Source organism: Mesorhizobium sp. CA14 (assembly GCF_020165195.1).
Taxonomy (GTDB): Bacteria; Pseudomonadota; Alphaproteobacteria; order Rhizobiales; family Rhizobiaceae; genus Mesorhizobium.
Genome location: NZ_JAIUHR010000005.1, coordinates 167218 through 192373, shown reverse-complemented (window position 1 = coordinate 192373; position 25156 = coordinate 167218). Strand labels below are relative to the sequence as shown.

The window sequence follows — 25156 nt, the reverse complement described above, 5'->3', positions numbered from 1 at the left end:
GTAGCCGACATCATACGCGATCGCGTATATCCACCTTCTATACGCATTCGCGTATACTGCATGCTTATACGCGATCACGTATATTGCCAAACCATACGCGATCGCGTATATATGCCCCAGGAGACTATCATGACCGAACAGATCGCTCGCAACGAAAAGCAACTCGGCGCCATTCTGCGTCGCGCCCGCAGACAAGCCGATCTCACGCAAGGGGCGCTTGGCAGCCGGATCCACCTGCGTCAGGCCACCGTGTCCCGCCTTGAAGCGGGCGAGCCGGCAGTGCAGCTCAGTACGTTGATGGCAGCTCTCTCCGCCCTCGACCTTGAACTCGTCGTTCGCCCGCGCAGCAAAAGCAGCGCCACCGAGATCGCGGACCTGTTCTGATGGCGCGGCGACCGGCTCACACGCCGCTCAATGTCTTCGTGAACGGTCGGCTGGTGGGCGTGCTGCGCAGGCAATCCACCGGCGCCGTGGACTTCCAATATGCCCGCGAATGGCTGGACTGGCACGGCACCTTCCCCGTCTCGCTTTCGCTTCCCTTGCGGGAGGACCGCTATATCGGCGCGCCTGTAGTCAATGTCTTCGACAACCTGCTTCCCGACAATGACGCCATCCGCAAGCGTATTGCCGAACGGGTCGGCGCGGATGGCACCGACCCCTACAGCATGCTTGCCGCCCTCGGCCATGACTGCGTCGGCGCATTGCAATTCCTGCCTGATGGCGCCGATCCCGGCAGTCCTGGCAGCAGCGAAGGCAAGCCGGTCAGCAAAAAGGATATCGCCGGGATGATCGCAAATCTCGCTGTCGCCCCGCTTGGCCTCGGCGAGGATGAAGATTTCCGCATCTCGATCGCCGGCGCCCAGGAAAAGACGGCGCTGCTACGCAAGGACGGACGCTGGTACAAGCCGGTCGGGACGGCGGCGACCACCCACATCCTGAAACCGCAGATCGGCAGGTTGCCGAACGGCATCGACCTCTCCAACAGCGTTGAGAACGAATATCTGTGCCTCAAGCTGATCGACGCTTTCGGCGTTCCCGCCGCCAAAACTGAGATCGCCGACTTCGGGGAGCGCCGTACGCTGATCGTCGAGCGGTTCGACCGGTTGTGGGCCAGGGACGGGCGTCTCCTGCGCCTGCCACAGGAGGATACGTGTCAAGCACTGTCGGTCCCGCCGACACGCAAGTACCAGTCAGAGGGCGGTCCCGGCATGCCGTCGATCATCGAGCTTCTTAAGGGCAGCGACAGGCCCGAAGACGACATCTCGCTGTTTTTGCGTGCTTGCATAATATTCTGGCTCATTGGCGCGACCGACGGCCATGCCAAGAATTTCAGCATTTTTCTCGGGCCCGGCGGGCGGTTTCGGATGACGCCGCTCTACGACGTGCTGACCGCGCAGCCGAGCCTTGATGCTGGACAGATCTCTCGCAAGAAATTCAAGCTGGCGATGTCTGCGGGAAAGAGCCGGCATTATTCCATACATGAAATCGTGCCTCGCCATTTCATGCAGACCGCCGACATTTCCGGCGTGGGGACGCCCCTGATGCGCAAGATTTTCGAAGACATCTCCGCAAATGCCGAGCGGTGGACCGAGGCCGTGATTTCGTCGTTGCCACGTCACTTTCCCGCGCAGCTCGTCGAGTCGGTCAGATCGGCGATAATCAGGCGCGCGACAATTCTCGCCGAGGCACGCTGATCAAGCCTAGAGAGCGGCCCGACAAGGGCCACCAAACCGGACATGACATCGCCTGCTGCGCAGCTACGACTGCCTGTTCTCGGTACACCGGATCGTATCTTCCGAAATCTCCTGCCGCAGTTTCGCTGCCTTTCGCCAGGCTGTCGCGCGCCGTGGCGAAGGCCTCGTGGCGTTCGCCGGCCTCCTGCGCGCGCAGACGCATAAGTTGACGGGCAAGCCGGCGCGATCGACCAGCGCGGCCCGAGGTGCGGCGAACGCCAAGCCTCCCTGCCGCGATTGTGTTGCCGTCCAAGTCGTCAGCGCCACGCGCAGGAAAATCGTGATCTGCTCTAAAGAGCTTTCGCGACGACATGGCAGGACCCATCCTTTCAGCTGCTAGAGACCTAGCGCGCGCTTGCGGGCAAAGCTCCAATCGACACCGCCGTCGCCGCGGGTGCTGCCGCTGACATGCTGGCCGAGGTGCCTTTCGAGCGAAGGCGTCCAGGGCACGAGCTGAAACCCAAGGCCATCATCGATCATCGCGAAGCGGCCGGACGCAAGCGCGAAGCGCTGGCTGTAGGTGCCGGACACGGATTCGCCGGTTGCCGCACGGTTGAACGAGCGGCCGGTCTGGGTCGCGATCCTGCCGCCCAGCGCCTCGAGCTCCCTTCGGCGCAGCGTGTCGATCAAGTTGCCGGCAAAGAAGGTCCCGCCCGGCCGTCGCTCCGCCAGCCCCAGTCCGACCAGGTGCTCGACGCGCCGATCGAGCGCCTGGCGCACCTCGGCGCCGAAGCCGCCGTCGGAAAGAGCCGCCGCAGGACGGGCAAGCGCCTGCCGGTCGAGCCAGGTCGCCCCCTCCGCAACCACCTGTCTGTCGATGTCGAGATCGGAGCGCACGGCAAGCGCCAGCCGACGCCGACCCTGAGCGTCCTCGAATGTGCGCAGTTCGACAATTGCGCCCGGCGCACCATCGCCCGCCGCCTTGAGATCGGCGAGCCGCACGTGATGACAACGGCCGTCGACGCCATCGATGATTGCATACGCGCTGCCTCTAAGTTCGTCATCCAGTCCGCGCTCGATGAGACGGCCGCTAATCCTCTCGCCGACGGACTCTGCGGCCAGTACATAGCTGGCGCTCGCGCGTTCGATGTCGCGGGCTGCGAATGCGCGATGCAGGCGTTTGATGATATCGGCGCGCTCACCCATCTGGCGCAGCGTCGCCTCGGCTTTGTCGCTGAGGATCCATTGGCCAGGACCTAGCTGCTCGGCGAGGCCAAGCGTTTCCAGCCTGCGCAGCCGGCCGATCTTTGGCGCGATGAATTCGTCAGGCTTCCGATCGGCGCGTGGCGCGAGATCGATGACACCGTTCTCGCCTGCGTCGCGGAACAACTGGCGGTCAAGCCCGGTCCACCGCTCGGCCTCGACCTGACGCTCGACATGCCGGCGGATCTCAAGCTCCGACCGGGGGCCAAGCTCCTGGGTGACGAGCTCGCTGGCGCGATCGCGCATGCCGCGGCTGATATAGTCGCGCGAGATCACCAGGTCCTGGCCGTCGTCGGCCCGGCCGCGCAGGATGACGTGGACATGCGGATTGTCGGTGTTCCAATGATCGACCGCGATCCAGTCGAGCGACGTGCCGAGATCCTTCTGCACGCGACCCATGAGACCACGGGTGAAGGATTTCAGGTCGGCCATTTCGGAGGCATCCTCGGGCGAGACGATGAAGCGGAAATGATGTCGGTCGTCCTTGCAGCGATCGACAAAAGCCGTGGTCGACGCATCGTCGACCTCCGGTCCGAACATGCGGGCTCTCGCGTCGTCGCGTGTGACCCCCTCGCGGCGCAGATAGTTGAGGTGGGTCGCCAGCGGCGCGCCGCGTGTCGAATGGCGAACCACGCGGGTCTTGATCGTGGCTAGGCGGGAGCGGCCGGTGAGGAAGCGATTGGCCTGTAGGCTCGCTGCCCTGCCGCGCCCGAACCGCGAACTGTTGCCTGTCCCGATCCGGCCTGCGCGCGACATTCCGCCGCCAGCCTTTTGCGCCGCCGCAAGCGCCTGGGCGATGAAGGGCCGCGACGATTGGGCTCGGGTCGAGCGAATGCGGCCTGGACGGACGCGGAACTCGTGCTCATCGGACACGGCACCGGCCCTCACCTTGCCATAAGTACCGCAAATACAATGATTTGGCTGTTCCCAGCACATTGCGCCGGGGCGCTGCAATGTGCGGGAAGCGGCAAAAAACCCAGCAAATACAACGAACCGACCGCAGCACAATGTGCGCCCTTTTATCTTGCCGTCCCTCGGTTGTTTCCGTAACCGTGCGGTCCCTGCCCATGTTTGAAGTAGTGCAATCTCGCATCATGTCGGGTTACTTCCGTTTGTGGAGGACATTCGGATGGCGCCTCGCCGCTTCTGGACCAAGGGCAAGAGCCCCTGCTGGTCGTTGCAAGTCGCGAGCTGGCTCGGCAGCAATCTCAGTGCGCAGGAATTCTGCCGCCAGCGCCATCTCTCCATCAGGACGTTCGATCTGTGGATCCACCATCTGGTGAGCAGCGGGACCTCCGTAAACGTGCGCTGGCTCTCGCCGAATGATGAGGATTGGACAACTCACAATGGCAGTGGTCGTATGTTGTTGCGACCCCGGTTGATGATTTATAGTTGCAGCGCGATGGGGATAAACAGATGACCCAGTCTTCCGCAAACGGAGCAGAGACAAGACTGCTTGCCGAGGCCATTGCCGCGCTTCGTGAGCTGGCGTCTCGGGCGCGAGAGACGCACGACCGATCGTTCGACGATGGCCATTCCGCCGATTCATGGCAGAGCGATGAGCTGCGTGCCGCGACAGAGCGTGCTGAGGCAGTAATCGCGAAATCGGAGGCTCCCCGAGAATAGCAGGCTGCGTCGAAAGTCTGCTTCCTTGAACCTGCAAACTCAGCATTCATGTCAAGCATAACCTGACGTGCCGCGGCCGAACGCTTACTTGTTGCCCCGTGGCCTATGCGCCTCAAAGCCTGCGACGTCGAAAAAGGCGCCGGCTCGCGAGCTGACGGACACTTCGTCATCGCTGCGATATCCGCAGGTCGGACCCAGTGAACAGCTGCCGCGGCTGCGAACCTGCCGCGAAAAGTTCGCGCCCCAACGGTGACGACGAGACCCCGACGGAAGCGTGTTCTCCCGACGAAAGACCGGAACCGGCCAGGGACCTGGATCGCACTATGAACAGCGGCGCGGCCTTCCAGGTGACGGCCTTGCTGTGGCTGGCGGTGAGCGCGCCGGGCGCATCACCGCCGCCCGACAAAGGGCGAAGCTTCGCGACATAGGCGCGGGTTGAGGCCGGCAGCGGGCGGCCCCTCAAGGAAGCTTCGTAGCGCCCCGGGCCCGCATTGTAGGCGGCGAGAAAACCCGGTGAACCGTACCGATCGTAGAGCTCGCGAAGATAGGCGGTGCCGGCAAGGATGTTGTCGTGCGGATCATAGGGGTCGCGGCCGAGCTGGTGACGCAGGCGCAGCTCGGCCCAGGTTTCGGGCATGATCTGCATCAGTCCCACAGCACCCTTTCTCGACACGGCGCGCGGGTCGCGGGCGCTCTCGATATGCATGACTGCCCGTATCCAGAGCTGAGGAACGCGGAACCGATGCGACGCCTCGGCGATATGGGCAGCGTATGGATCATCGGCGGATTTGCGGGAGACCGGCGCGGATTGTGCGGCGGCCCCCGTGATCGCGTGGCAGAAAATCAGAATGCCAGCGACAAGCCGACGTGCTTGCCTCCGGCCAGACAACCAGCTGACGCGGCGGCGTTCGTGCGCGCGGTTCGGCGCCGACGGCCCACTCATCGAGCGCGCTCCGGCCGCCATTTCGGCCGGATCCAGCGCAGCGACCAGGAGCCATCGTCGATCGGAAGAGACCGGCGCGGAAGCGCCGGCCAAACAGCGGATCCTCCAATCGGCACGACAGATAGTCGCCAGCCGTCTGCCCGGATTCCTTCCAGGCCGCGCCGACCTCGGGGCCGCTGCCATCGCCAATATGGATGCGAAAATCCGGCGCATTGCCGCTGGACGTCCTGATCGGGACAAGCATCAGTTCGACGTCCACGAGCAGTGTTCGAATGCGCCCGGAGTAACCGGATTCTGTTTCCGTGAAGACGCCGATCTCGGCCATGGTCTATCTCCTTCCTCTGTTGGCTGGGTTGAATTTCAGTTCGCGGGAGCAAGCCAGCTGTAGTGGCCATCGCCCCTCTCGTCGGTCCAAAGCGGCATTGCGCGTCCGACGATCGAAGCCACTGGGAACGGGCCGAAGTAGCGGCCGTCGAGACTGTCCTGGACCATTCGGTTCATGACGAAGATTTCGTCGGCCGCGATCGTGCGGCAGCCCTGCCAGTCAGGCAGCCCGCGTCTCTTGCGGTCGCGCTCCAGTGCGTTGCCCACTGCAGTCCCGTCGACGGTGATGGCGCGGCCGACGCGACAAACCTCCTGTCCAGGAAGGCCCTCGATGTGCTTCAGCATCGGCACGCCGAGCGGAATGTAGCCACGCTTGGCGGCGAACCGTGCGACCGGGTCCGGCGGCTCGATGACAACGAGCGCGCCAGCCGTAGGAACGGCCATTTTCCTGATCGCATAGAGCCCGATTGGTGCGCTGGCCGATGCGTTCCATAGCAGCAGCGGCGGCATTTCCACGACAGCGGGAGCGATCGTCGCGGCGACGGCCGCAAGCGCCGCGGCCATGCAAGCAGCGCGGCTCATGATGTCGCTCGCTTGCGCAACAGAAAGGCGCGGTGCTGCTCGAGCGAATAGGCACACGGCGTTCCGCCGGCGACCAGTCGGTTGTGGGTCTGACGCCAGTAGTCAGGGGCTGCCTCAACCGGATCGAGGCCGCTCGCCTCGATCGCATCGATTAGTTGGAGAACCCGCTCAACCTTGTCCCAGCCTGCGATCTTGAGCAGGATCTCGCCGCCTGGCCGGATGTAAGGCAGCGTCTGAAAAGGTTCAGCGGGCAAGACGGCGCGCACGATGTCGATGCGCGAAACGACAGTGCCAAAGTCATTCGCCGCCCAGCGGACGAACGCAAAGACACTGCCCGGCCCAAATCCGACGACGCGGCGCCGCTTGTCGAGGATCGTTTCATGCGCAGGGCATCCGAAGCGGATGCGGTGCTCGATCCGCTTCTCGATCCAGATCAGCTCGACCGTAGTGAGATCGCTGCGCGGCATCGATTGGGCAGACGGCGTCATGTGCCGTCTCCCTCGCGCCGCCCAACGCACCGTCGCTTCTGCTCCCCACCCCCAGTCCGCGGCTTGCCCGCAAGACTGTTAGATTGAAAGTTAGACTCTAAGTTAGGGCCGGGATTTCCCATTTCGGCCCCGTCCCTTAAGGACGGTGGCGGTTCCCGAAAGCACGAGGATGCGGTTCCCGATGGCACGATAGTTCGGGTTCCAGATGGCACGATCCTGTCAACAGGCGTCGGCGCCGGTTCGAAAGCCAACAACACACGGCCGCTGGCTTCGACCTCCGTGAACAGAAGGTACCCGGGAAGCGGTTGGCGCCGCACGATGTCACGCAGTTCGAAGGCGAAGCGCTTGAGCGGCGAGAGGCTGCCGGACTTCCGATGCAGGTGGCGGATGTCGAAACGCCAGCCGGCGCGCTGCCTCCCGCCATGCTTGCGCACCAGCCGGTAGAGCCACCGCTCCAGCCCGCCCGTCAGCCCGAAATAGGCTCGGTCGATGGTCAGGATCAGGGCGTCGTCCATGACGGCGCGATAGAACCAATCCGGCAGGATCAATTCGACGCCGAGCGGGCGGCCGTTTCGACCGCAGCGCTCCTGCCATTCATTGATCCACGAGAAACGATGGCGCCGGCCCTCCGCGGGTTGGCGGATGGAGGTGACGACGCTTGTCGACTGCAGGCGATCGAGTGCCGCCTTGAGGCGCAGGTAATCTCGCTTCGAGACACCGCGGCCGATGAAGGTAAGCATTTCGTATGGCGTCGCGGCCATCAGGCGGGATGTGCGCAATCCGGCGTCCCGCGCGCTGACGATCTGGCTCGCGGCCCAGATCAGGATATCGGCATCCCAGATCGTCGCCATGCCGTGATCGGGCATCGCTTCGACACGGATCGCCACATCGCCGGCGCGAAAGTCGATCGGCGCGATGCGCCTGGATTTGGCGAGGGAGAAGAAGGGATAGGCCATGAGGTCCTGCGCATCGCGTGGCGCGACGACGCCCGGCAGCGCCTGAAACAGGTCGAGCTGTTCGCGCTCCAATGGTTGACGTGGTCGTGCCGACATGGGGGAGATCAGCGGCTCAGCGCCTTTCGCGCCCGGCATAGGGGATCAGGCGGGCGGCCTGAGGCTTGGCGGGCAGCACCGAGCCATGCGGATCGGATGTCGAGGTCTTCGCGCCGCGCTGAACCCAGACCTGGAGGTCGTCGACAGCGTAGACGACGCGGCCGCCAAGTTTGCGATAGGCAGGCCCGGTGCCATAGGTGCGGTGTTTCTCAAGCGTGCGCGCCGAAAGACTGAGGAAATGCGCGGCTTCAGAAGTGCGCAGGTAGCGCGGCGGCAGTGGCGCGGCGTCGGCGTTCATGAGGTGTCTCCTTCCGGCCGTTGCGGTTGAACGGCGATCGATGGCCAGGATGGAGGAGCAAGGGGACGGTGATCAGGTGCGCAATTGCGGGGCGCTATTTCGCACCGACTTTCGGGAGTGGCGGCGGCGCCTGCAGCGGCAGCCGCGCTCAACCATCTTCACGCCGGCGCGCATCAGCAACGCATCTGATGACGGGAAGCTCGATCATGGGAGTCCGCGGCGGGAAGGCCCGCGCGCCGTCATCGGGAGACGCCCCGCCCGGTGCCGGGCGAGGCGTCTGCCGATTCACTCGCCGTTGCGGCGGTTGGGGCGGGACCAGATGAGGCTGTGGCCCTCACCTTCCTCGTCGGCGAAGAGGTTGGCGTAGATCGGAGCGGTGAAGCTCGGATCGTCGAGCTTGAGCCCGAGATAGTCGCGGCCTTCGTTGGAGCGCTTGGACCAGGCGGCGCCGATCTCGGCCTTGCCGACCACAACGCGGTGGCTTGGTGCGTTCTCGCCGCTGGCCCGGGTGTCGGGGATGATGCGCACGCCCTTGGCCTGGACGCTGAGGATGATGATCTCGCCGGTGAACTCGTTCGCATTGGTCTTCTTGAAGGTGCCGATGGTAGCCATTTTCAGTCTCCGTTCTCGTTTCCGAGCCCGCACCATGCGGCCTCGATGGCGATCGTGAGGCCGAAGGCGACCGCCGCCGCATCGCTTGCGACCGCAGCAAAGCGCAGGATGGCGCAGGCGCGGGTTTCTTGGTTGCGCGAGGAATGGGCTTACCCAGGGGAAGAAACGCGCGAGGCGCCGTTGCGGCATAGGCGGTCGAGGCCTCAGCCGTCCTTCGGCCAGATCAGCCCGTTCGAGAGGTCGTTGGTGCGCTCCGCGAAATGTAGAGACCGGAACGATTGGATCATCTGCGCCAAAAGGAGAGGATGTGGAACGTTTCGCCGTGCAGGTGTTACCGCGGCCTGACGTGTTCACAATCAGAGCTTGGATCCATCTGGCGATCGCGGACGGGATCGACCTCCTCTCGCGTGCATGACCGGGTAATGTCGTTGCTGACTGCTATCGAAGCTGGGTACAGCAGGGATGCAACGACGATTTACATCGACCGACATCTGCCGCGCACCATCAGGTGGAGAGGCAAGGACGTGCGGCTCGAACCATTTCTGGTGTGCCACGAAATTGTTGAAAAAGCTCTCTTGGACGAGTTGCGGCTCCATTATCTGCACGCCCACCAAATTGCCTCTCGAATCGAAAGAGATGCGGTGAGAGGCGCTGGCCTGACCTGGCGGCACTACCAAAGCGTCATCAAGGCGCACGAGAAAGCGATCGATGAAGAACAGCTTCGCTGCGTGCCGGGGGATTTGGATCTCACGCCTTGCTCCGACGCCTGGTCGAAGCATCGCAGTAGCTCGTTGCGCGGGATGGTCCAAGGCACAGAAACAGCGGGAAATTGAAGCAGGCACACTGTCAAATTTTCTCGCCAATGGAACTTCCCGACCCACCGCTGGTTCGCATGCCTAGGGACGACCGAGGCCCATTCCGACCTGTGCATTCTGCAGGCAGAGCGCCTCGCCAACAGGAGACCGCCATGAAACATCAGACACTTGAAGAACTACACGAGGTCGCAGAAGTCGAAGTGTCCTTTCCGGCTATGACGCGAGGGCAGCGTTTGGGACATTGGGCCATGCTGCTCGAGCGAAATCCCGAACGGTGCCTCGCCGCCTTCCCCGGGACGGAATACATGACCCTGGACGTGCGTGACAAGGCGCGGTCCTTGGACTCCGCACTCAGCGTCGCTTTCGCCGATCCCATATTGCGCGCGCAAGGATTGAAGAACGATACCTATGGCGAAGCGAAGCGCTTCTTCGAGCTTACGGATTGGCAGTTGCACGCTATTGTCTGCCATTGCCATGTCGGCGGGACCATGAAAGCCGGATGGGCTGCCATTCAAGTTCGGTCTGCCATCGGCATGGAAGGGAAGCTTTTCAGCAGACTACGTGAAGCGATTGCTCATTGGCCGGTATTTCGCATTTTGAGCCATGCGAGGGAGTAACGTCGCCTCGGAAAGCTGAAAAGGCAGCGAGCGAAAAGTCCAAGCAGATGCGTCTGGGCCGAAGACCGGTAATCATGAGAATACGGGCGAGCGTCGCCCGTTTCTTTTTGCCTCGTCCGGGTGGCCGCGATCACTCTCTCGCTCAAAAGCAATCCTCTCAGATCCGCAGCATAGCGGTGATACTATGTACCTCGTCCAAATTCTGTTGCCCCCGTTCCGACAACCAAGGGCAAACCTTTCCCGGAAGGGATTTCGACCGTCCGAAAGAAGAACTTGCGGCTCGCTTCGATGAAGTGACCGCCTATCTCCAGCGCCTGCGGTGGGTGTTTGGAAGGCCGGCGGAGAAACAGACCGGGACATCGTCGTGCTCGAGATAATGACGCCAAAGGTGGACGCTTCAGATCGGCAGCGCCGAGGAAGCGATTTGGAGCGCCGCTTCCGCCAGGATAATGTCCGCTACTCGCAAATAACGCTTGTTTGAAGCTGCTGGATACTTCCTAGTCGAACATAATCCGAGCGGTGCCTCTTTTGGCGATCAACGCTCTCCGAGCTTCCTGAATCCGTTCAGCCTGCAGTTTGGTATAGGGGCCCATCGGCCGCGTCTTTTCGTTCCCGCGACGAACCCGACAGTACCAGCGCCCCCTGTCCGAAAAGATTTCAACCGAGGTCGGCATCTCATGGGACTCTTCGCCTGCAACCTCCTCAGCGAACTTGACGATCTTTGAATTACGCCGAATGGGCGCAACGGCGCGCGAATCCGTGGCGACCTGAAATTCCTGTTGCAATCCGGACATAGCTCAAACTCCTTTCCGTCACGACGACCTACCTGCTTAGCGACGACCAGTTGCGCTCTTGCAGGTGCTCGAGAGGGCTTCCTAGTTCCGCCACCGTCTCCAGACCGGACTTGCGCAGCTCTTATCCGGCAGTTTCCCGCCATCGGTGGATTCATGCAAACGAATTTCATCCGAAATTGCGTGCAATTTTTATGTGATCAGCGACCCAATGCGGGCGGTCGCAGGATTGCTTGCCCTGTCCTACGCCAATCGCGAGAAGGACCAGCGGCCCCTCATTCTTGTAAAGCATTTCGGGAGCGGCGAGACGCCGGCGGCCGTTGCCGAAGCCACAGGCGTTTGCCCGCGAACTGTTCGAAATGGCTCGAGCCATATCGGCGGAGAGCCGGCCTCTGCCAGCGACTTGTCAGCTGTCTTCCGCGCCGGTTGGGCTCAAGAAGAGAGCCAGCCCTTGGTGAAACCAGCCCGGCGTAGTCCGCGCACTACATGTGGGCAGTTGCGCATCAGCTGCCAGAGAAAGTCGGATCGGTAGTTCTCGATCATCAGCACGATAGGCCCCTGGTTCAGTCCGAGATGATCGGACGCAACCCAACCGGCGATATGGCCGCTATTTGATTTGAGCGTTGGGTTGAAGCTCGCTTTGAAACCGTAGGAATTGTCGAGATTGAGATCGATCTCATCGAAGTGGCGCAAGGCTGGCAGGACGACCTCCGGAGCGAACGGCAGCGACGCCGCCGTCGCCCAGGGGGACAGCGTGCCGTCATCGGGTCCGAACGGCACGCCCCGAGCCCTGTAGCCGTAGAACCGCCGCTCGACGCCGTCGATCCGGCACGTCCGCCAGCCCGGGCCGTCGCTGGCGCTCACGCCCCAACTCGTCTCGTCATATCCGACGAACTCGAGTGGATTGCGGATGGCATATTCTCGCTGGACATAGGTGGCACGGCGGCTGTTCTCGAAGTAGTCGCAATCGTGTTCACGCATGAAGGAGTCCCGGATGCCACGGAAATCAAGCCAGACATGTGCAAGCTGGTGAATGAAGAGCGGCCCGGCGAAGACGAATTCCTGGCCGTAGATCTTCTTCCACCGATAAGACTGGAGCCATGCCGCGTAGCTTTCGGGCGGCAGAGCGTGGGTGGGCGAACCGAGTCCGAGCACATACAGGATCAGGGCTTCGTCATAGCCTTCCCAGCGGTATCCAATGAATCCGTTTTCCGGCGTCCAGCCATGGGTGACGGTGGCGCCGCTGTTGCGCGCCCAATCCCAGTCCACCCGCTCGTAAAGCGCCTCGGAAAGCGTGCGGATCTCCTTCTCCTCCTCGCTGTCTTCCTGGAAAAAGGCGCCGGCCGTCAGAACGCCTGCGATCAGGAGCGCACTGTCTATCGTGGACAGTTCGCATTGCCAGACGCGCCGGCCCGTCTCCATGTCCAGGAAATGGTAGTAAAATCCCTTGTAGCCGGTTGCGTCCGGTTGGGCGCTTTGGGCGCTGTTGCGCAAGAAGCGCAAATTGGCAAGCGTTCTTGCGCAAGCGCGCTGGCGCGTCATGAAGCCTCGGGCCACGCCGACCGGATAGGACGAGAGAGCCAGTCCGACAGCCGCGATGCTGGCGGGCGAACCCTTTCTGGTCCGATCGGCTATGAGACCGTTGGCCTCGTTGGCCTCATAAAGAAAGTAGTCGAACGTCCTGGTCTGGAGAGCCGCCAGAAACTCGTCGCCGGGCGCGACCTGTTTGGGCTTGTTCTGCATTCAAGGCCGCTCCATAAAAACTCCGGCGTCGCGCCGCTTCGCCGACCCGACAATGGGACGGAGAACGATGTCAGGGCGAGCGGACTTCACCGATCGCGCCTGCCTTATTGGCGATGTCGGTCCCAGGCCCCTGCTCCGCTCCGCATCCCCTGAGGCCGCCCAGCGCGGCGACGCTTGCGAAACGAGCAGAAAGGCGTGACCGTCCGGATCGCGCACGAGGCGCTCGCCATCGTTGCGGGCGTGAACCGGGGCAAGCTCGAACACCAGTCGGGTGCAGGCGATGTCGTTGTTTCGCGGCGCGGGAATGACGTACTCGTCGCGGCCACGCTTGTTTCGGTAACACAGCAGTTCGAGATGCGGCGTAACGTAGGACGGGGCCAGCGCGGTGACGTCAACCTCGGCGCCGTCGACATCGTCCAGCATCTCCTGGACGACGCCGTGGTTGAAGGAATGCGCCGACGCGACAAGGCCAAGGCCTTCGTAGAAGGCAACGCTCGCGCCAGTGTCGGAAACGCTGATCGCCGAATGGTCGATGCCAAGACAGGGCTCGCCGGACGGCGGCTTAGACCAGCGGGCATCGCCACCTTTGGGGAACGCGAGCAGTTCGAGGGGATGCCCCTCCGGATCGCGGAACTTGAACGCGGTGACGCCGCCGGAAGAGGCCGGCAGATGCTGCGGCCCGCCCACAGAGATGGGCTTCCAGCCCGCCACGCTAGAAAGCCGCTCGAAAGCTCCTTCCATGTCCAAGGTTACAATCGCGAAATGCTGGAAGAAAAGATCGGTTGAGGATGCCTGTCGCGGATAGGGGCTGCCCGATACGTCAAACTGCAGGAGTTCCAGAGTTTCCCGTCCCAGCCGGAGGGTGATGCGATCGGCGCCACCGGAGACGCCCATCAGGCGCTCGAACGCTTCGCCAGCCAGCCGGTCCACCGCGGTCCGGCGGCAACCGAAAGCGGCCTCGTAGAATCGGGATGCGCTTTCGGCGTCGGCCGTGGTGAGGCTGAAGCGGATGAGCCTTTCGACGCGCAAAGTTGCGGCATTCATGGCCATGTCGCCCCTCGGCGATTGAGGAAGACTGCATAGAGCGTATGCGAGCCGCCGATGAACAGTCGGTTGCGAGCGAAGCCGCCGAACGTCAGGTTGGACACGCGATGCGGAACGAGGATCTTGCCGAGCAGTTCGCCGCCGGGCGCAATGCAGTGCACGCCGTCCGCCGCGCTCGACCAGATGTTGCCGTCCTCGTCCACGCACAGCCCATCGGCATAGCCCGGCTCGATCTTATGAAAGACTTCGCCTCCAAATAGCCTGTCGCCCGCTGCAACGTCGAAGACCCTGATATATTGCCGGGGGGCGTCGGTGGTTTGGTCGCCTGTTTCCGATACGTAGAGACGGGTTTCGTCCGGCGAAAACGCCAGGCCGTTCGGCCCGTCGAAGTCGCCTGCGGCGATCGCAATGTGCCCGCTTTGCGGGTCGAACCGATAAAGTGCGGGTGGCTGCTCGGAAAGCTGTCGGCCGCCTTCATAGTCGTTCTGAATGCCATAGAGAGGGTCGGTGAACCAGATCGAGCCGTTGGATTTTACGACGACGTCGTTGGGCGCGTTGAGAGGCTTGCCCTCGTGCCGGTCGACGAGCCGTGTCAGCGATCCGTCCCATTCTGTCCGGAATAGGCAGCGCTCGCGATGCGAGCAGGAAATCAACCGCCCCTGCCTGTCGCGCGCTTGCCCGTTGGCGTATCCCGACGGCGAGCGATAGACGGATATGCCGGCATCCTCGATCCAGCGCATGGTTCGGTCGCGCGGAAGATCCTGGAACAACAGGCAATTCGCGTCGCCCATCCAGACCGGTCCCTCGATCCAGCGAAAGCCGCCGGCAAGTTCTTCGAGCGGAGCGTTCTCCAGGATATAGTGGGCAAACCGTCGATCGACGATCTCGAAGTCGTTCATCTGTCTACCTGAATTCGCAAGCCAGTGACTGCGTGGGGCCATCCTCCAGTTGGATCACGATCAACGCGGCCGGCTCATCGCCCACCGTGCCGGAGCGGTGGCCCCGCTTGCCGTCCGTCAGTCGGCAATTCTGATCGCCGCCGAAAGACAGCTCGCCCGGCCCCATCTCGACGCGCGCTCCGTCCATGGATTCCACGAACCAGCGTCCCGAGAGCGGGACGATCCATTGTGGCTTCGGGTTTTCGTGCCATGTACCTATCCAGCCGACGGGCAGAACCGTGAGGAGCACCGTCATGCGCCCGCTCGCGCGCCAGCCTTGCCATTGGGGCTCGGCGGGCGGCTTGATCGATTCCAGGTCGAATTCCGTCATCGCGCAACGACTCTGGTGGCTGATCCCGTCAGCATCCGTCCACAGATGCCAGTAGGGGACTGCCGGCGCGGTGCTCACTGCGGGTCCCCCTGAACTGTCCGGTAGGGGTGGGAGGACGCCAGGGGGTGGCGCAAGAAACGCTCGACCCCGGCCGCCCCGGATCCGAAGGCGAGAAGAAGAAAGCCGCCGGCAAGGGCGAGGTTCTTGAGAAAATCCCAAAAGACTTCCCTGCCCCTGCTCTTGCCTTTGAGCCTGAAGTCGGGCCGGTTCCAGAACCGCTTCCACAACAGCGCCGTGACGAGGCAATAGCCAGCGAGGATCAAGGCAGCGAGCCGATCGGCAACGCCGCTCAGAACCGCAAGTGACATGAAGAGCTCGATGCAGAAGCCGCCGATGATCATCACCGTGGCGAGCCAGCGCCTAGAGATCACCTGAGATGCCTGGTCGGTCGCCAGCTTGAAGTTCAACACCTTGTCGAGCGCACTGAAAGGCAAGAACAACCCGACCAGCAAGCAGCGCGTTGCGAACGCGATCAGGACAGCGGGCATTGCGATATCCTTCGACACGGGGTCCACGCCCGCTGATCGGGCGCGATATTCTCCAACTCTCATACGTTGGAGCGCGAAATTGGTTCGGGAGCCGAGATCACATTCGCGTTCCCGCACCGCCTGGTGGCGGAAGGAGCCGGAGCTTTTGCCCCTGAAATCCGTTGTACCGGTGCCGGTTTCGGCCGGCAGACACGTTGTTCCAGTGAGCTTCCAATGTCCGACCGCAAGCCTTTGGCGCAGCAGAAAGCCATCGTAACCGGGGCTAATTCAGGTATCGGCGAGAGCGTCGCGATCGCGCTCGGCCTGGCCGGCTCCGACGTGGTGGTGAACTATGTCGAGAACGAGGACGCGGCGAACGGCGTCGTCGACCGAATCCATCAGGCCGGCTGCAAGGCGGTGGCACACAGGGCCGACGTCTCGGCGCAGGATCAGGTCGAGGACATGTTCGAGCGCGCCGTGCGCGAATTCGGCACCGTCGACATCCTCGTCGCCAATGCCGGCCTGCAACGCGATTCCGCGTTTGCCGAGATGCCACTGGAAAAATGGAACAAAGTTCTTGGGGTCAATCTGACCGGTCAATTCCTCTGCGCCCAGGCCGCCACGCGAGAGTTCCTGCGACGCGGCGTCGTGCCGTCCGTCTCATGCGCGGCCGGCAAGATCATCTGCATGAGTTCGGTGCACCAGGAAATACCGTGGGCGGGCCATGCGAACTACGCGACCTCGAAGGGCGGCATCAAGCTGCTGATGGAAAGCATGGCTCAGGAACTCGCTCCCAAGCGCATCCGGGTCAATGGCATTGCGCCCGGCGCCATATGCACGCCTATCAACACCTCCGCCTGGAGCACGCCCGAAGCGCTGAAAAACCTGCTGACGCTGATACCTTATGGGCGCATCGGGCTCCCAGAAGACGTCGCACGGGCTGCGGTCTGGTTGGCGTCCGACGAATCCGACTACGTTGTCGGCACGACACTATTCGTCGACGGCGGCATGACGCTCTTTCCCGGCTTCGCGACCAATGGCTGAGGGCGATGGACGGGCAATATGATGTGATCGTCATCGGCAGCGGTCCTGGCGGCGCCTCGGTCGCGCATCGTCTCGCACCCACCGGAAAGCGCGTTCTGCTTATCGAGCGCGGCGGATACCTGCCGCGGTCACGGGCAAATTGGGACGCGCAGACGGTGTTTGTGGACGGCGCTTACCAGGCCACGGAAACCTGGTACGGCAAGAACGGCGATAGCTTTCATCCCGGCCTGCACTACTATGTCGGCGGTAATTCCAAGGTCTATGGCGGGGCGCTCTTTCGCATGCGCGAACGCGATTTCGGCGAACTCCGCCACAAGGCCGGTGTATCTCCTGCATGGCCGCTCGGATACGAGGTCTTCGAGCCTTACTATGCCGAGGCGGAGCTGCTGTTCCGCGTCCATGGCCAGCGCCGCGAGGACCCGACCGAGCCTCCGGCGAGCGGTCCTTTTCCATGCCCGCCCGTGTCGCACGAGCCCCGCATCCAGGAACTGCACGACAGCCTGGCGAAAGACGGGCTGCACCCGTTCCACCTGCCGCTTGGCGTCCTGCTGGACGAGAAGGACGGCAGAGCCGCGCCGACCAGCACTTGCATCCGCTGCGACGCCTTCGATGGCTTTCCCTGCCTGTTGAACGGCAAGGCAGATGCGCAGGTTATTTGCGTCGACCCGGCGCTCGCGGCTTATCCCAATCTGTCGCTGCTGACCAACGCCTATGTCTCCAGGCTCGATACGGACGCCACGGGCAGGACGGTGACTGATGTAATTGTGCGGCGCCGCGGCAAGGAAGAACGCTTCCGCGGGGCCATAGTGGTGGTGGCCTGCGGCGCGCTTTCGACGGCGCTGCTTCTGCTGCGCTCGGCCAGCGACCGGCACCCTGACGGCCTCGCCAACGGTTCCGGCCTGGTCGGCCGTAACTACATGCGTCACGATCAATCCGTGCTGATGGCGTTGATGCTCGAGCCGAACGACACGGTCTTCCAGAAGACGCTCGCCGTCTCCGACTTCTACTTCGGATCGGACGACTGGGACTTTCCGCTCGGTTTGATCCAGATGTGCGCCACCTCGCATGGCGCGCAGATCAGGGGCGAGGCATTGCCCCGCTGGCTGGAATGGCTGCCGAAGGCGCCCTTCGAGGCGATGGCCCGCCGCTCAATGGATTTCTGGCTCTCGAGCGAGGACCTCCCGCGCCCGGAAAACCGAATCCATTACGACGGAGATCGTGTCGTCCTGGAGATGGTCGAGACCGATCTTGAAGCCCATCGCCGGCTGCGGAACAAGCTCAAGCAGATGTTGAGCAGGGCCGGCTTCCGCCCCGTGCTGCTGGAGCGCAGGTTCTACTTCGGCTTGGACATTCCGATTGGCGGCACCGCGCATCAGGCCGGGACGGCCCGCTTCGGGACCGATCCCGCGACATCGGTGCTCGACCTCGATTGTCGGGCCCACGAACTCGATAATCTCTATGTCGCGGATGCGAGCTTCTTTCCCTCCATTGCGGCGGTCAATCCCACGCTGACCATCATCGCCAACGCCTTGCGCGTGGCGGACAGGATCAAGGAGCGGCTTACATGACCGCGACGTTTTCGTGCGACCTGAACGGACCGGCGACGGAACTGCCGCATTTCTGGGAACATACGGTCGGCAGCGGCCACGCCACGCTTGGCCTGCGCGCCGACTGGCAGGCGCAGCTGAAGCGGGTGCATGACGAGCTCGGCATGCGTCATGTCCGCTTCCATGGCATATTGTGCGACGATGTGGGCACTCTAATCGGCGAGGGCGACACGTTGTTCTACTCCTTCTTCAACGCCGACCTGATCGTCGACTTCCTGCACTCGATTGGCATGAGGCCCTTCGTCGAACTGAGCTTCATGCCAGGCGTCCTGGCGTCGGGCGACAAAACCGTCTTCCACTACCGCGCCAACGTCACACCGCCGAAGGATTATGCGCAATGGGCGGTGCTGATCCGCAAGCTGGTGGGCCACTGGGTGGACCGCTACGGGCTGGACGAGGTGCGCCAATGGTTCTTTGAAGTCTGGAACGAGCCGAACCTGACGGCCTTCGGCACCGGTAAGCAGAGTGACTATTTCGAGCTCTACCGCTACACTGCCGAGGCCATCAAAGCCATCGACCCCGCGTTGAAGGTCGGCGGCCCGGCGACCGCCGATAACGCATGGATTGAGGATTTCCTGAATTTCTGCCGAGCCGCCCACCTGCCCGCCGATTTCGTCAGCACGCACCATTACCCGACCGACGATTTCGGCCAGCCGGGGGACGACACAGAAGCGCAGCTCGCCGCGAGCAGGCGCAGCGCCTTGCGCGAAGAAGCTCGCCTCGTGCACAAACAGGCGGGCAACGTCCCCGTGTACTACACTGAATGGTCCACCTCCTCCAATCCGCGCGATTCCATGCATGACGACCCATACGCGGCCGCGTTTATCGTCAAGACCGTGCTGGAAGCGAACGGATTGGTGCGAGGGTACAGCTACTGGACCTTCTCTGACATTTTCGAGGAGAACTATTTTCCGTCGGTCCCTTTCCAGGGCGGGTTTGGGCTTCTGAACATCCATGGCATCGCCAAGCCCGCCTACCGCGCCTTCCAATTGCTCCATGGACTCGGCACCGAGATGGTCCAGGTCGATGGAGCGCACGAGACCGTGGACGCCTGGTTCGTGCGAGGCGACAACGGCGGCTCCACTCTAATGCTTACGAACTTCGCCCTGCCGCGTCATCCGATCGTCACCGAGCAGGTATGCTTCACCCTGACGAGCGCACCACCTGCCACGTCCGCCTCTGTTCAGCGGATCGACGCCGAGCACGCCAACGCCAAGCGCCGCTGGGAAGAGATGGGCAAGCCAGAGTATTTGAGCGCCGCGGCGGTCGATGAACTCAAAGAGGTGTCGGAGCTACGAAGCGAGCCGTTTGTGAGCAGCCTGGAGGGGGACACCTTGCGCCTGAACATTTCGACACCCCCTCAATCGGTCACTGCAATTCATTTCTTGCATAGCTAAGAATACCGGCTCACCTCAATTCAAAAACTTGGCACGTTCGGTTAGAAGCTCGCGGATCGGAACCATGCATCGAGGGCTCAGCGCGATGGCAAAAATGCATGCAACGAACGCGATCGCCGGACTTCACCGGGTCGAGACGTCACGGATGGTCTGCGCGAGCAAACGCACGCTGGAAGCAATGGCGCTGTCGGCAATTCGGCCGTAGCCGATGAATAAGCGCCGTGGCCCGGCCGCGGTTTGGGAATATCGCCCGAACGCTTCGGTCGCCACGCCCCGTCTTCGCAGAAGCGCGACGATGTCGGCCTCACCGGCTCGATCAATGGTTGCGGGCAGTCGCACTGTTACATGGAGACCCGCTGCCGCGCCCTCGACCTCGACGTCCGGGAGTTCGTCCCTCAAGCAGCTCAGCAGGCTGTTCCGGCGATCACGGTAGATGCGGCGCATCTTTCTCAAATGCCGATCATAGGTGCCCGACTGCAGAAGGTGCGCAAGCGCATCCTGATCGATGCGCGGAGGTCCTTCACTCCATCGCCGAAGTTCTCCAACCATCGACGCGACCAATTGCGGCGGAACGACAAGCCAGCCAAGGCGCAACGCTGGTGCCAGCGTCTTGCTTACGGTTCCCGCGTAGATGACGCGATCGGCAGCAAGACCCTGCAGCGCCCCGACCGGCGCCTGATCGTAGCGGAACTCCGCGTCATAATCGTCTTCAAGAATGTAGCGGTCCGTCTCATGAAGCCATTTGACCAGGCGCTGTCGCCGAACCGCGCTGAGCACGCTGCCAACCGGAAACTGATGCGAGGGCGTGACCAGCGCTCCATCGGCGCCAGTCGCGATGAGCTGGTCGACGTCGATCCCATCCTCATCCACCGGCACCGGCACCCGGACCAACCCGGCTTTGTCGACCGCGACCCAATCGCTGTAGCCCGGATCCTCGACCGCAACCCTGCGCACTCCGACCGCATGCAGAACAACACAGGCCAGCGCGCGCCCTTCGGCAAAGCCGCTGGTGATGAAGATGCATGAGGGGTCGGCGATGAGGCCGCGCACGCGGCCGAGATAATCGGCGAGCGCAACCCGAAGGACGGAACTCCCGCGAATTTCGCCATAGCCGAGATCGCTCGCCGGAAGCGTCTGGAGTACCTGCCTGACGGCGCTCACCCAAGCTTTGCGCGGAAAATGGCCCACGTCCGGCATGGCCGGTCGCAGGTCGTAGCGGATCACTTGATCGGCGGACCGCTGCTCTGCCGGGGCGGCGACATTCGCCAAGCCGGCGGCGACCATCGGCCGTGCGCCCTGACGCACGGTCAGGAATCCTTCGGCGGCGAGTTGCGCATACACGTCGACCACAAGTGGCCGCGAGACACCCAGTTGAGCGGCAAGCGCGCGGGTCGAGGGAAGGAGGACGCCAGGCCGCAAGGCCCCGGATCGAATTCGGGTCAGCAGGCCGCGGCGGAGCTGGCTGCCGAGGCTCTCATCGATGGAGCGGTCAAGGCTGAGAGCGATATCCGCGTTCAAACTGGTCAACAAAACTCCTCGACAACTGGCCATGTCGTTAAGACCAGTAGCACGGTAAGCCTGGCCTCGTCATCTGTGAGAACAAGGCCATGCCGACAACCGCAATTACCGCGCCACGGGCGCGAACCGCTCCTGAACCAATTTTGATGGCTCCCATGCTGAGCGTTGCAGGAGTGATGCTTTCAGCAATGAGCAGCTTCTATCTGCTCCTGTCGGCCATTCCGGCGCATGCGTCGGCTATCGGAGGGACCGGCGGCGCAGGCGCCGCAACCGGCGCTTTGATGGCGGCCACCATCGTCGGCGAAATTGCCGCGCCGCATGTGACCAACCGCGTCGGTCGCAAGGGCGCGCTGGCGCTCGCCCTCGGGTTGCTCGGTCTAGCCTGCTTTACGGCCTTTCCTGCTTCGCTTGCGCTGCTGCTCCTGAATTGCGCAGTTCGCGGGCTTGCACTTGGCGTGCTGCTCGTCGCCGCCAGCGGTCTCTCGGCCCAGATGGCACCGCCGTCGCGGCGTGCCGAAGCCATGAGCATATATGGGGTCGCGTCGGCGGTTCCGGCGATCGTGGCCGTTCCCCTTGGCCCTTGGGTGCTGACCAATCTCGCTGCACCGGGGACAGCCGTCTGCGCGGCGGCGCTTGCCTTTGCCGCCCTTGCCGCGACCGCGGTCCTTCCTTCCGAGAGGAAGATCGGAACGCACGAGGCTCATTGCTTTCCGCCTTTGGCCGTGGCGATCTGGCCGGCAATCTCGCTCGGCTGCGGCGCGGTCCTTGTCGGTGCAACGGTCACCTTCCTTCCTCTCGCCCATCCGGAGGCGACCAGCGGGACGATCACACTGGGCCTGCTGCTTCAGGGTTTGGGAGCACCCGTTAGCCGCTGGCTTTCGGCACGGCATGTCGACAGGCACGGCACGCGCCTGCCTATGCTCGCCGGCCTCGCCGCGTGTGTCGTCGCCGCAATCGGCCTGGCCGCCACGGGCGAGGCAGAGGTGCTCTCCGGCATGCTCTTGAGCGGGATAGCCTTCGGCGTGCTGCAAACCGCGACGCTCGCCGAGCTGCTCGCCCGCGCGGCTCCCTCGCAGGTGGATGGTGCAAGCGCACTGTGGAACGGCGCTTATGACGCGGGCCTCGGTCTCGGCGGGTTTGCGTTCGGCGGCCTTGCGACAGCGATCGGGTTCAGTACGGCGTCCGTCGCGACAGCTGGCGTTTTCACGCTCGTTGCCCTCCTCCATCTCGCCACAACGAGAGGGGGCCGTGAATGCTGAGGCGCCAATTTCTTTCAGATATCGTCACCGGACTTCGTGACCAGATGGATGCGATCCCTGGACTGAATCGGGCCGGAACGCGCCAGGGGCGCCGGTTGATCGATGTTCGCCACAGCGACGTCCATGTGCCGATCGCTACCGGCGCGCTGAGGCGTCATGTCGGTAGCCAATCCGCTTCGCAAGAAGGGCGACGGGACCGGCGATGGTTAGCGCAATCGAGTACTCCTCGCCGACGACAGGTGGAGAGATTAAAAGGCGCGACCCAGATGGGCCCGCCTGTGTTTTGGCACGCAACACAAGGAGTGATGACATGAGAAAACTGCTGGTTTCGAGCTTCGTCTCCCTCGACGGCATCGTCGAGTCGCCGATGACCTGGGCCTCACGGTTTTTCGACGACGAGGTCAAAGCGTTTGCCCATCGGAAGCTAGACGACGTCGAGTTCTTCCTTCTCGGGCGCAAAGCCTATGAATACTTCGTTCCGGTGTGGCCAAACGCGACCGGAAGCGCTTACATGGATCGCATCAACGGGCTGAAGAAGCTGGTAGCGTCAACGACGCTCAACGAGGTCAAGTGGAACGCGTCACTTATCAAAGGCGATGTGGCCGAAGGACTTGCCACGCTCAAGAGGCAGGCCGGCGGGCATATCCTGAAATACGGTATCACCGGGCTAGACAAGACACTGTTGGACAACAACTTAGTCGATGAATACGACCTTTTAATCATGCCTACCAAAGTCGGTGAGGGCAGGCGCGCTTTTGCGGACATCGATGCGGACAAGATGAACATGGAACTCGTCCGCACGCACCGCTTCGCGAATGGTGTCGTGGCGCTCACATATCGTCCGCACTGAGCAAGGCGGCGTCTGAACCTTCAGGAATGACGCCGTCGCGCGCGGAGCAATTGGCGGTAGCCGCGCTCGACCATCTTCAGGCCGTCGCGCACTAAGCGATGCGTCTGATAGCGAAAAGCCGAGTCGTGCCAGTCGGCGGCGCTGACCAGCCGTCGGCCGAACAAAGCGGTCGCGACTTCGAAATGGGACGCCTGCTCTTCCCGACCATCGAGGCATCGCAGCATGTGGGCAAGGCGCCGGCGCTGCGCCGCGGTCAACCGCGCGTCGGGAAGGTGCGGCCTGTGGATCGAGCGGATGAACCGTTCGATGGCTTGCAGCCGATCGTGCGCCATGTCGTCGAGCGGGATGAGGGCGGCAAGCGGTTCGGCTGGCTTGGTGTCGCCGAGAAGCGCCAGTTGCGTGCCGCCCGGTGAAGAGCGCATGTGAAGGCCGACTTCGTCACGTCGGCCCGCGGCAAGCGGTACGTCGAAGGCGCTGCCCTCCCGCGTTTGCAGATCCGGCGGAACCTCGACAAGGTTCACGACCCCAGGGTTGATCTCCGGTGCCCAATAGACGGGCTGCTCTACCGCGGACTGGTCAGGCCGGGCGGCGAAACTGCAAACCCCAGCGCTTGCGGAATGCGCGCATCGCCTTAGCCGAGCGCGAGGTGGCGAAGTCCTGCTGATACCGCGGATTGCGGCGCAGGAATTCCCAGGCAATCTCATCGGCGGCTGCGCCTTTGATGAATGCATATGCCTGTGGGTCACGCCACTGCGATGTATCCGGCTTCATCCGCATCCTTCCCTTCTCAAGGATTTGATAGGGAGATGCGGCGTTAAGCGAAATCCTTGGATTCCGTCATTGACGAACGGACGAGGAGAGAACCCGGCGGCGAGCGATCAGGCCGGGGCGCTAGCAAGGCCTATTGGCTTGCGCCCTGCAGTATTTTGAATGTGTTCGTCCAGCTGCGATAGGCCTCGTCATCACCTTGGCTCCACGCGCTGAAGGCGCGCCAGGCCGCGAAGGACGAGGCGGGCTGCTCGAACAGCGAGCCGATCGACTGGTCGCCGGCGGGCCAGCCGACCGGCTGGTCGCATATCGTGACATCAGCGAGGCGCCGCAGATCGGCCAAGGCAGAGCGGATCTGCGGAAGCGGAAATTCGCAAAGATCGGTGTTGTCCTTCGCTTCCCGAACTACGACCGCAAGCTTGGCGACCACGCCTGCCAACGATTGTGCCGGCGTCGCGGCAATCTCAGCCAACAGGGCGTCGGCCTTGTCCGCGGCATTCTCTTCCCGGCCATCGAGATCGTCGCAGTCGGCGCTAGCCCCCTCCCCGCGCCCAATAAGAGCGCCGACGGACAAGAATTCGTGCTCTAACAGCCTCTCCTCTTCTTCATGCTGCTGCCGGACGCACGAAGCCAGCATCTCTATATGGGCATCAATCCAGGCAAGGGACAGGAGAAGTGCGGGATCGAGTGACGACGGAGCTTCGGCTGAAGAGCCAGCACGGTCTTTGGTCAACAGAGATTGCATCTCCCGTCCAAGCGTGACGGAAGGCAAAGTCGTGGTATTGTCGGAATCAGCCATGATCCGAGCTCCCACACAGCTTGGCTTTGGTCAGGTCGGGCAAGGTGTTCCTGCACCCTGCTCGACCGTTTCACCCCCGTCCATGACCTGGAGATGATCTCTCGTGGGTCGCAGGCGGTGGCAACTAGCGGTGATTTAAGTGAACGCAGGCAAAAAATCAAGCCCTATGGCATCAAATGATACTTTTGGTATAGCTGAACTTACAAGCGGACAAATTCGAGCCGCACGTGCTTTGCTTCAATGGGAT

Annotated in this window: 28 protein-coding genes; 10 read left to right on the top strand and 18 right to left on the bottom strand. The window is 62.8% G+C overall.

The window, feature by feature from the left end:
• Positions 1 to 129 precede the first annotated feature (129 nt).
• Positions 130 to 384 (top strand): helix-turn-helix domain-containing protein, encoded by a 255-nt coding sequence (locus LB565_RS08890; protein WP_224582912.1) that lies wholly within the window; start codon positions 130 to 132, stop codon positions 382 to 384.
• Positions 384 to 1694 (top strand): type II toxin-antitoxin system HipA family toxin, encoded by a 1311-nt coding sequence (locus LB565_RS08885; protein WP_224582910.1) that lies wholly within the window; start codon positions 384 to 386, stop codon positions 1692 to 1694. Before LB565_RS08890 ends, LB565_RS08885 begins: the two co-directional genes overlap by 1 nt.
• Before the next feature lie 375 nt (positions 1695 to 2069).
• Here the strand turns inward: LB565_RS08885 and LB565_RS08880 are convergent, their stop codons facing one another.
• Positions 2070 to 3809: a relaxase/mobilization nuclease domain-containing protein gene (locus LB565_RS08880; RefSeq protein WP_224582908.1), complete on the bottom strand. Its 1740-nt coding sequence runs from the start codon at positions 3807 to 3809 to the stop codon at positions 2070 to 2072.
• Between the two features lie 256 nt (positions 3810 to 4065).
• On the opposite strand from LB565_RS08880, the gene tnpA reads away from it, so the two are divergent.
• Positions 4066 to 4356 (top strand): IS66 family insertion sequence element accessory protein TnpA, encoded by a 291-nt coding sequence (gene tnpA / locus LB565_RS08875; protein ID WP_224582906.1) that lies wholly within the window; start codon positions 4066 to 4068, stop codon positions 4354 to 4356.
• 372 nt (positions 4357 to 4728) lie between these two features.
• Here tnpA and LB565_RS08870 read toward each other — a convergent pair whose 3' ends face one another.
• From LB565_RS08870 to LB565_RS08840, 7 genes are all read right to left on the bottom strand, one after another.
• On the bottom strand, positions 4729 to 5391 hold the full coding sequence (locus tag LB565_RS08870; protein WP_411970624.1) for a lytic transglycosylase domain-containing protein: 663 nt from the start codon (positions 5389 to 5391) through the stop codon (positions 4729 to 4731).
• Entirely contained in the window at positions 5339 to 5830 is a 492-nt protein-coding gene (locus LB565_RS08865) for a DUF736 domain-containing protein (RefSeq protein ID WP_411970621.1), read from the bottom strand. The genes LB565_RS08870 and LB565_RS08865 overlap by 53 nt, the downstream gene beginning before the upstream one ends.
• A gap of 35 nt (positions 5831 to 5865) precedes the next feature.
• Positions 5866 to 6411 carry a S26 family signal peptidase gene (locus LB565_RS08860; RefSeq protein WP_224582902.1) on the bottom strand — a complete coding sequence of 182 codons (546 nt, stop codon included), beginning with the start codon at positions 6409 to 6411 and terminating at the stop codon, positions 5866 to 5868.
• Entirely contained in the window at positions 6408 to 6899 is a 492-nt protein-coding gene (locus LB565_RS08855; RefSeq protein ID WP_224582901.1) for a DUF2840 domain-containing protein, read from the bottom strand. Before LB565_RS08855 ends, LB565_RS08860 begins: the two co-directional genes overlap by 4 nt.
• Positions 6896 to 7951 (bottom strand): replication initiator protein A, encoded by a 1056-nt coding sequence (locus LB565_RS08850; protein ID WP_224583113.1) that lies wholly within the window; start codon positions 7949 to 7951, stop codon positions 6896 to 6898. The genes LB565_RS08855 and LB565_RS08850 overlap by 4 nt, the downstream gene beginning before the upstream one ends.
• 16 nt (positions 7952 to 7967) lie before the next feature.
• Entirely contained in the window at positions 7968 to 8249 is a 282-nt protein-coding gene (locus LB565_RS08845; RefSeq protein ID WP_224582899.1) for a helix-turn-helix transcriptional regulator, read from the bottom strand.
• A 285-nt stretch (positions 8250 to 8534) separates the two neighbouring features.
• Positions 8535 to 8861 (bottom strand): DUF736 domain-containing protein, encoded by a 327-nt coding sequence (locus LB565_RS08840; RefSeq protein WP_224582896.1) that lies wholly within the window; start codon positions 8859 to 8861, stop codon positions 8535 to 8537.
• Positions 8862 to 9283: 422 nt separating this feature from the next.
• Between LB565_RS08840 and LB565_RS08835 the strand changes: the two genes are divergently transcribed.
• Entirely contained in the window at positions 9284 to 9694 is a 411-nt protein-coding gene (locus LB565_RS08835) for a hypothetical protein (RefSeq protein ID WP_224582894.1), read from the top strand.
• 134 nt (positions 9695 to 9828) lie between these two features.
• Positions 9829 to 10293, top strand: coding sequence for a hypothetical protein (locus LB565_RS08830; protein WP_224582892.1), 465 nt, complete (start codon positions 9829 to 9831; stop codon positions 10291 to 10293).
• Positions 10294 to 10790: 497 nt separating this feature from the next.
• Here the strand turns inward: LB565_RS08830 and LB565_RS08825 are convergent, their stop codons facing one another.
• The 6 genes from LB565_RS08825 to LB565_RS08800 form a co-directional block, all read right to left on the bottom strand.
• Positions 10791 to 11087: a hypothetical protein gene (locus LB565_RS08825; RefSeq protein WP_224582889.1), complete on the bottom strand. Its 297-nt coding sequence runs from the start codon at positions 11085 to 11087 to the stop codon at positions 10791 to 10793.
• 429 nt (positions 11088 to 11516) lie between these two features.
• On the bottom strand, positions 11517 to 12827 hold the full coding sequence (locus tag LB565_RS08820) for a glucoamylase family protein (protein WP_224582887.1): 1311 nt from the start codon (positions 12825 to 12827) through the stop codon (positions 11517 to 11519).
• Complete coding sequence (locus tag LB565_RS08815) at positions 12828 to 13877, bottom strand: VOC family protein (RefSeq protein WP_224582886.1); 1050 nt, start codon at positions 13875 to 13877, stop codon at positions 12828 to 12830.
• A complete protein-coding gene (locus LB565_RS08810) occupies positions 13868 to 14770 on the bottom strand; it encodes an SMP-30/gluconolactonase/LRE family protein (RefSeq protein WP_224582884.1) in 903 nt (300 codons plus the stop codon). The genes LB565_RS08815 and LB565_RS08810 overlap by 10 nt, the downstream gene beginning before the upstream one ends.
• 4 nt (positions 14771 to 14774) lie before the next feature.
• The gene (locus LB565_RS08805; RefSeq protein WP_224582882.1) at positions 14775 to 15140 is read right to left on the bottom strand and encodes a cupin domain-containing protein; all 366 of its coding nucleotides are present in this window, start codon (positions 15138 to 15140) and stop codon (positions 14775 to 14777) included.
• Positions 15141 to 15214: 74 nt separating this feature from the next.
• Positions 15215 to 15688 carry a DoxX family protein gene (locus LB565_RS08800; RefSeq protein WP_224582880.1) on the bottom strand — a complete coding sequence of 158 codons (474 nt, stop codon included), beginning with the start codon at positions 15686 to 15688 and terminating at the stop codon, positions 15215 to 15217.
• 66 nt (positions 15689 to 15754) lie between these two features.
• Here LB565_RS08800 and LB565_RS08795 point away from each other — a divergent pair, with 66 nt between their 5' ends.
• From LB565_RS08795 to LB565_RS08785, 3 genes are read left to right on the top strand one after another with little or no spacing between them, the layout of a single operon-like run.
• On the top strand, positions 15755 to 16711 hold the full coding sequence (locus LB565_RS08795) for an SDR family oxidoreductase (protein ID WP_224582878.1): 957 nt from the start codon (positions 15755 to 15757) through the stop codon (positions 16709 to 16711).
• Positions 16712 to 16716: 5 nt separating this feature from the next.
• Entirely contained in the window at positions 16717 to 18279 is a 1563-nt protein-coding gene (locus LB565_RS08790) for a GMC oxidoreductase (protein ID WP_224582876.1), read from the top strand.
• On the top strand, positions 18276 to 19715 hold the full coding sequence (locus LB565_RS08785) for a GH39 family glycosyl hydrolase (RefSeq protein ID WP_224582874.1): 1440 nt from the start codon (positions 18276 to 18278) through the stop codon (positions 19713 to 19715). Before LB565_RS08790 ends, LB565_RS08785 begins: the two co-directional genes overlap by 4 nt.
• A gap of 123 nt (positions 19716 to 19838) precedes the next feature.
• Here LB565_RS08785 and LB565_RS08780 read toward each other — a convergent pair whose 3' ends face one another.
• Positions 19839 to 21242, bottom strand: a complete 1404-nt coding sequence (locus tag LB565_RS08780) for a PLP-dependent aminotransferase family protein (RefSeq protein ID WP_224582863.1) — start codon at positions 21240 to 21242, stop codon at positions 19839 to 19841.
• A gap of 80 nt (positions 21243 to 21322) precedes the next feature.
• On the opposite strand from LB565_RS08780, the gene LB565_RS08775 reads away from it, so the two are divergent.
• Together LB565_RS08775 and LB565_RS08770 are read left to right on the top strand one after the other, a co-directional pair.
• Positions 21323 to 22492, top strand: a complete 1170-nt coding sequence (locus LB565_RS08775) for an MFS transporter (RefSeq protein WP_318012135.1) — start codon at positions 21323 to 21325, stop codon at positions 22490 to 22492.
• Between the two features lie 310 nt (positions 22493 to 22802).
• Entirely contained in the window at positions 22803 to 23342 is a 540-nt protein-coding gene (locus LB565_RS08770) for a dihydrofolate reductase family protein (RefSeq protein ID WP_224517480.1), read from the top strand.
• A 20-nt stretch (positions 23343 to 23362) separates the two neighbouring features.
• Here the strand turns inward: LB565_RS08770 and LB565_RS08765 are convergent, their stop codons facing one another.
• The 3 genes from LB565_RS08765 to LB565_RS08755 form a co-directional block, all read right to left on the bottom strand.
• Complete coding sequence (locus tag LB565_RS08765; protein WP_224582858.1) at positions 23363 to 23863, bottom strand: DUF2285 domain-containing protein; 501 nt, start codon at positions 23861 to 23863, stop codon at positions 23363 to 23365.
• 55 nt (positions 23864 to 23918) lie between these two features.
• Complete coding sequence (locus tag LB565_RS08760; RefSeq protein WP_224517484.1) at positions 23919 to 24113, bottom strand: transcriptional regulator domain-containing protein; 195 nt, start codon at positions 24111 to 24113, stop codon at positions 23919 to 23921.
• Positions 24114 to 24243: 130 nt separating this feature from the next.
• The gene (locus LB565_RS08755; protein WP_224582856.1) at positions 24244 to 24909 is read right to left on the bottom strand and encodes a hypothetical protein; all 666 of its coding nucleotides are present in this window, start codon (positions 24907 to 24909) and stop codon (positions 24244 to 24246) included.
• Positions 24910 to 25156 lie beyond the last annotated feature (247 nt).

Bases quoted from the DNA above. Each gene is read 5' to 3' on its own strand.
- LB565_RS08835 (WP_224582894.1), top strand. From the start codon at position 9,284: ATGTCGTTGCTGACTGCTATCGAAGCTGGGTACAGCAGGGATGCAACG.
- LB565_RS08840 (WP_224582896.1), bottom strand. From the start codon at position 8,861: ATGGCTACCATCGGCACCTTCAAGAAGACCAATGCGAACGAGTTCACC.
- LB565_RS08845 (WP_224582899.1), bottom strand. From the start codon at position 8,249: ATGAACGCCGACGCCGCGCCACTGCCGCCGCGCTACCTGCGCACTTCT.
- LB565_RS08790 (WP_224582876.1), top strand. From the start codon at position 16,717: ATGGACGGGCAATATGATGTGATCGTCATCGGCAGCGGTCCTGGCGGC.
- LB565_RS08890 (WP_224582912.1), top strand. From the start codon at position 130: ATGACCGAACAGATCGCTCGCAACGAAAAGCAACTCGGCGCCATTCTG.
- LB565_RS08850 (WP_224583113.1), bottom strand. From the start codon at position 7,951: ATGTCGGCACGACCACGTCAACCATTGGAGCGCGAACAGCTCGACCTG.
- LB565_RS08800 (WP_224582880.1), bottom strand. From the start codon at position 15,688: ATGCCCGCTGTCCTGATCGCGTTCGCAACGCGCTGCTTGCTGGTCGGG.
- LB565_RS08825 (WP_224582889.1), bottom strand. From the start codon at position 11,087: ATGTCCGGATTGCAACAGGAATTTCAGGTCGCCACGGATTCGCGCGCC.
- LB565_RS08760 (WP_224517484.1), bottom strand. From the start codon at position 24,113: ATGAAGCCGGATACATCGCAGTGGCGTGACCCACAGGCATATGCATTC.
- LB565_RS08805 (WP_224582882.1), bottom strand. From the start codon at position 15,140: ATGACGGAATTCGACCTGGAATCGATCAAGCCGCCCGCCGAGCCCCAA.
- LB565_RS08885 (WP_224582910.1), top strand. From the start codon at position 384: ATGGCGCGGCGACCGGCTCACACGCCGCTCAATGTCTTCGTGAACGGT.
- LB565_RS08810 (WP_224582884.1), bottom strand. From the start codon at position 14,770: ATGAACGACTTCGAGATCGTCGATCGACGGTTTGCCCACTATATCCTG.
- tnpA (WP_224582906.1), top strand. From the start codon at position 4,066: ATGGCGCCTCGCCGCTTCTGGACCAAGGGCAAGAGCCCCTGCTGGTCG.
- LB565_RS08865 (WP_411970621.1), bottom strand. From the start codon at position 5,830: ATGGCCGAGATCGGCGTCTTCACGGAAACAGAATCCGGTTACTCCGGG.
- LB565_RS08830 (WP_224582892.1), top strand. From the start codon at position 9,829: ATGAAACATCAGACACTTGAAGAACTACACGAGGTCGCAGAAGTCGAA.
- LB565_RS08815 (WP_224582886.1), bottom strand. From the start codon at position 13,877: ATGGCCATGAATGCCGCAACTTTGCGCGTCGAAAGGCTCATCCGCTTC.
- LB565_RS08755 (WP_224582856.1), bottom strand. From the start codon at position 24,909: ATGGCTGATTCCGACAATACCACGACTTTGCCTTCCGTCACGCTTGGA.
- LB565_RS08775 (WP_318012135.1), top strand. From the start codon at position 21,323: ATGCCGACAACCGCAATTACCGCGCCACGGGCGCGAACCGCTCCTGAA.
- LB565_RS08860 (WP_224582902.1), bottom strand. From the start codon at position 6,411: ATGAGCCGCGCTGCTTGCATGGCCGCGGCGCTTGCGGCCGTCGCCGCG.
- LB565_RS08785 (WP_224582874.1), top strand. From the start codon at position 18,276: ATGACCGCGACGTTTTCGTGCGACCTGAACGGACCGGCGACGGAACTG.
- LB565_RS08770 (WP_224517480.1), top strand. From the start codon at position 22,803: ATGAGAAAACTGCTGGTTTCGAGCTTCGTCTCCCTCGACGGCATCGTC.
- LB565_RS08820 (WP_224582887.1), bottom strand. From the start codon at position 12,827: ATGCAGAACAAGCCCAAACAGGTCGCGCCCGGCGACGAGTTTCTGGCG.
- LB565_RS08855 (WP_224582901.1), bottom strand. From the start codon at position 6,899: ATGACGCCGTCTGCCCAATCGATGCCGCGCAGCGATCTCACTACGGTC.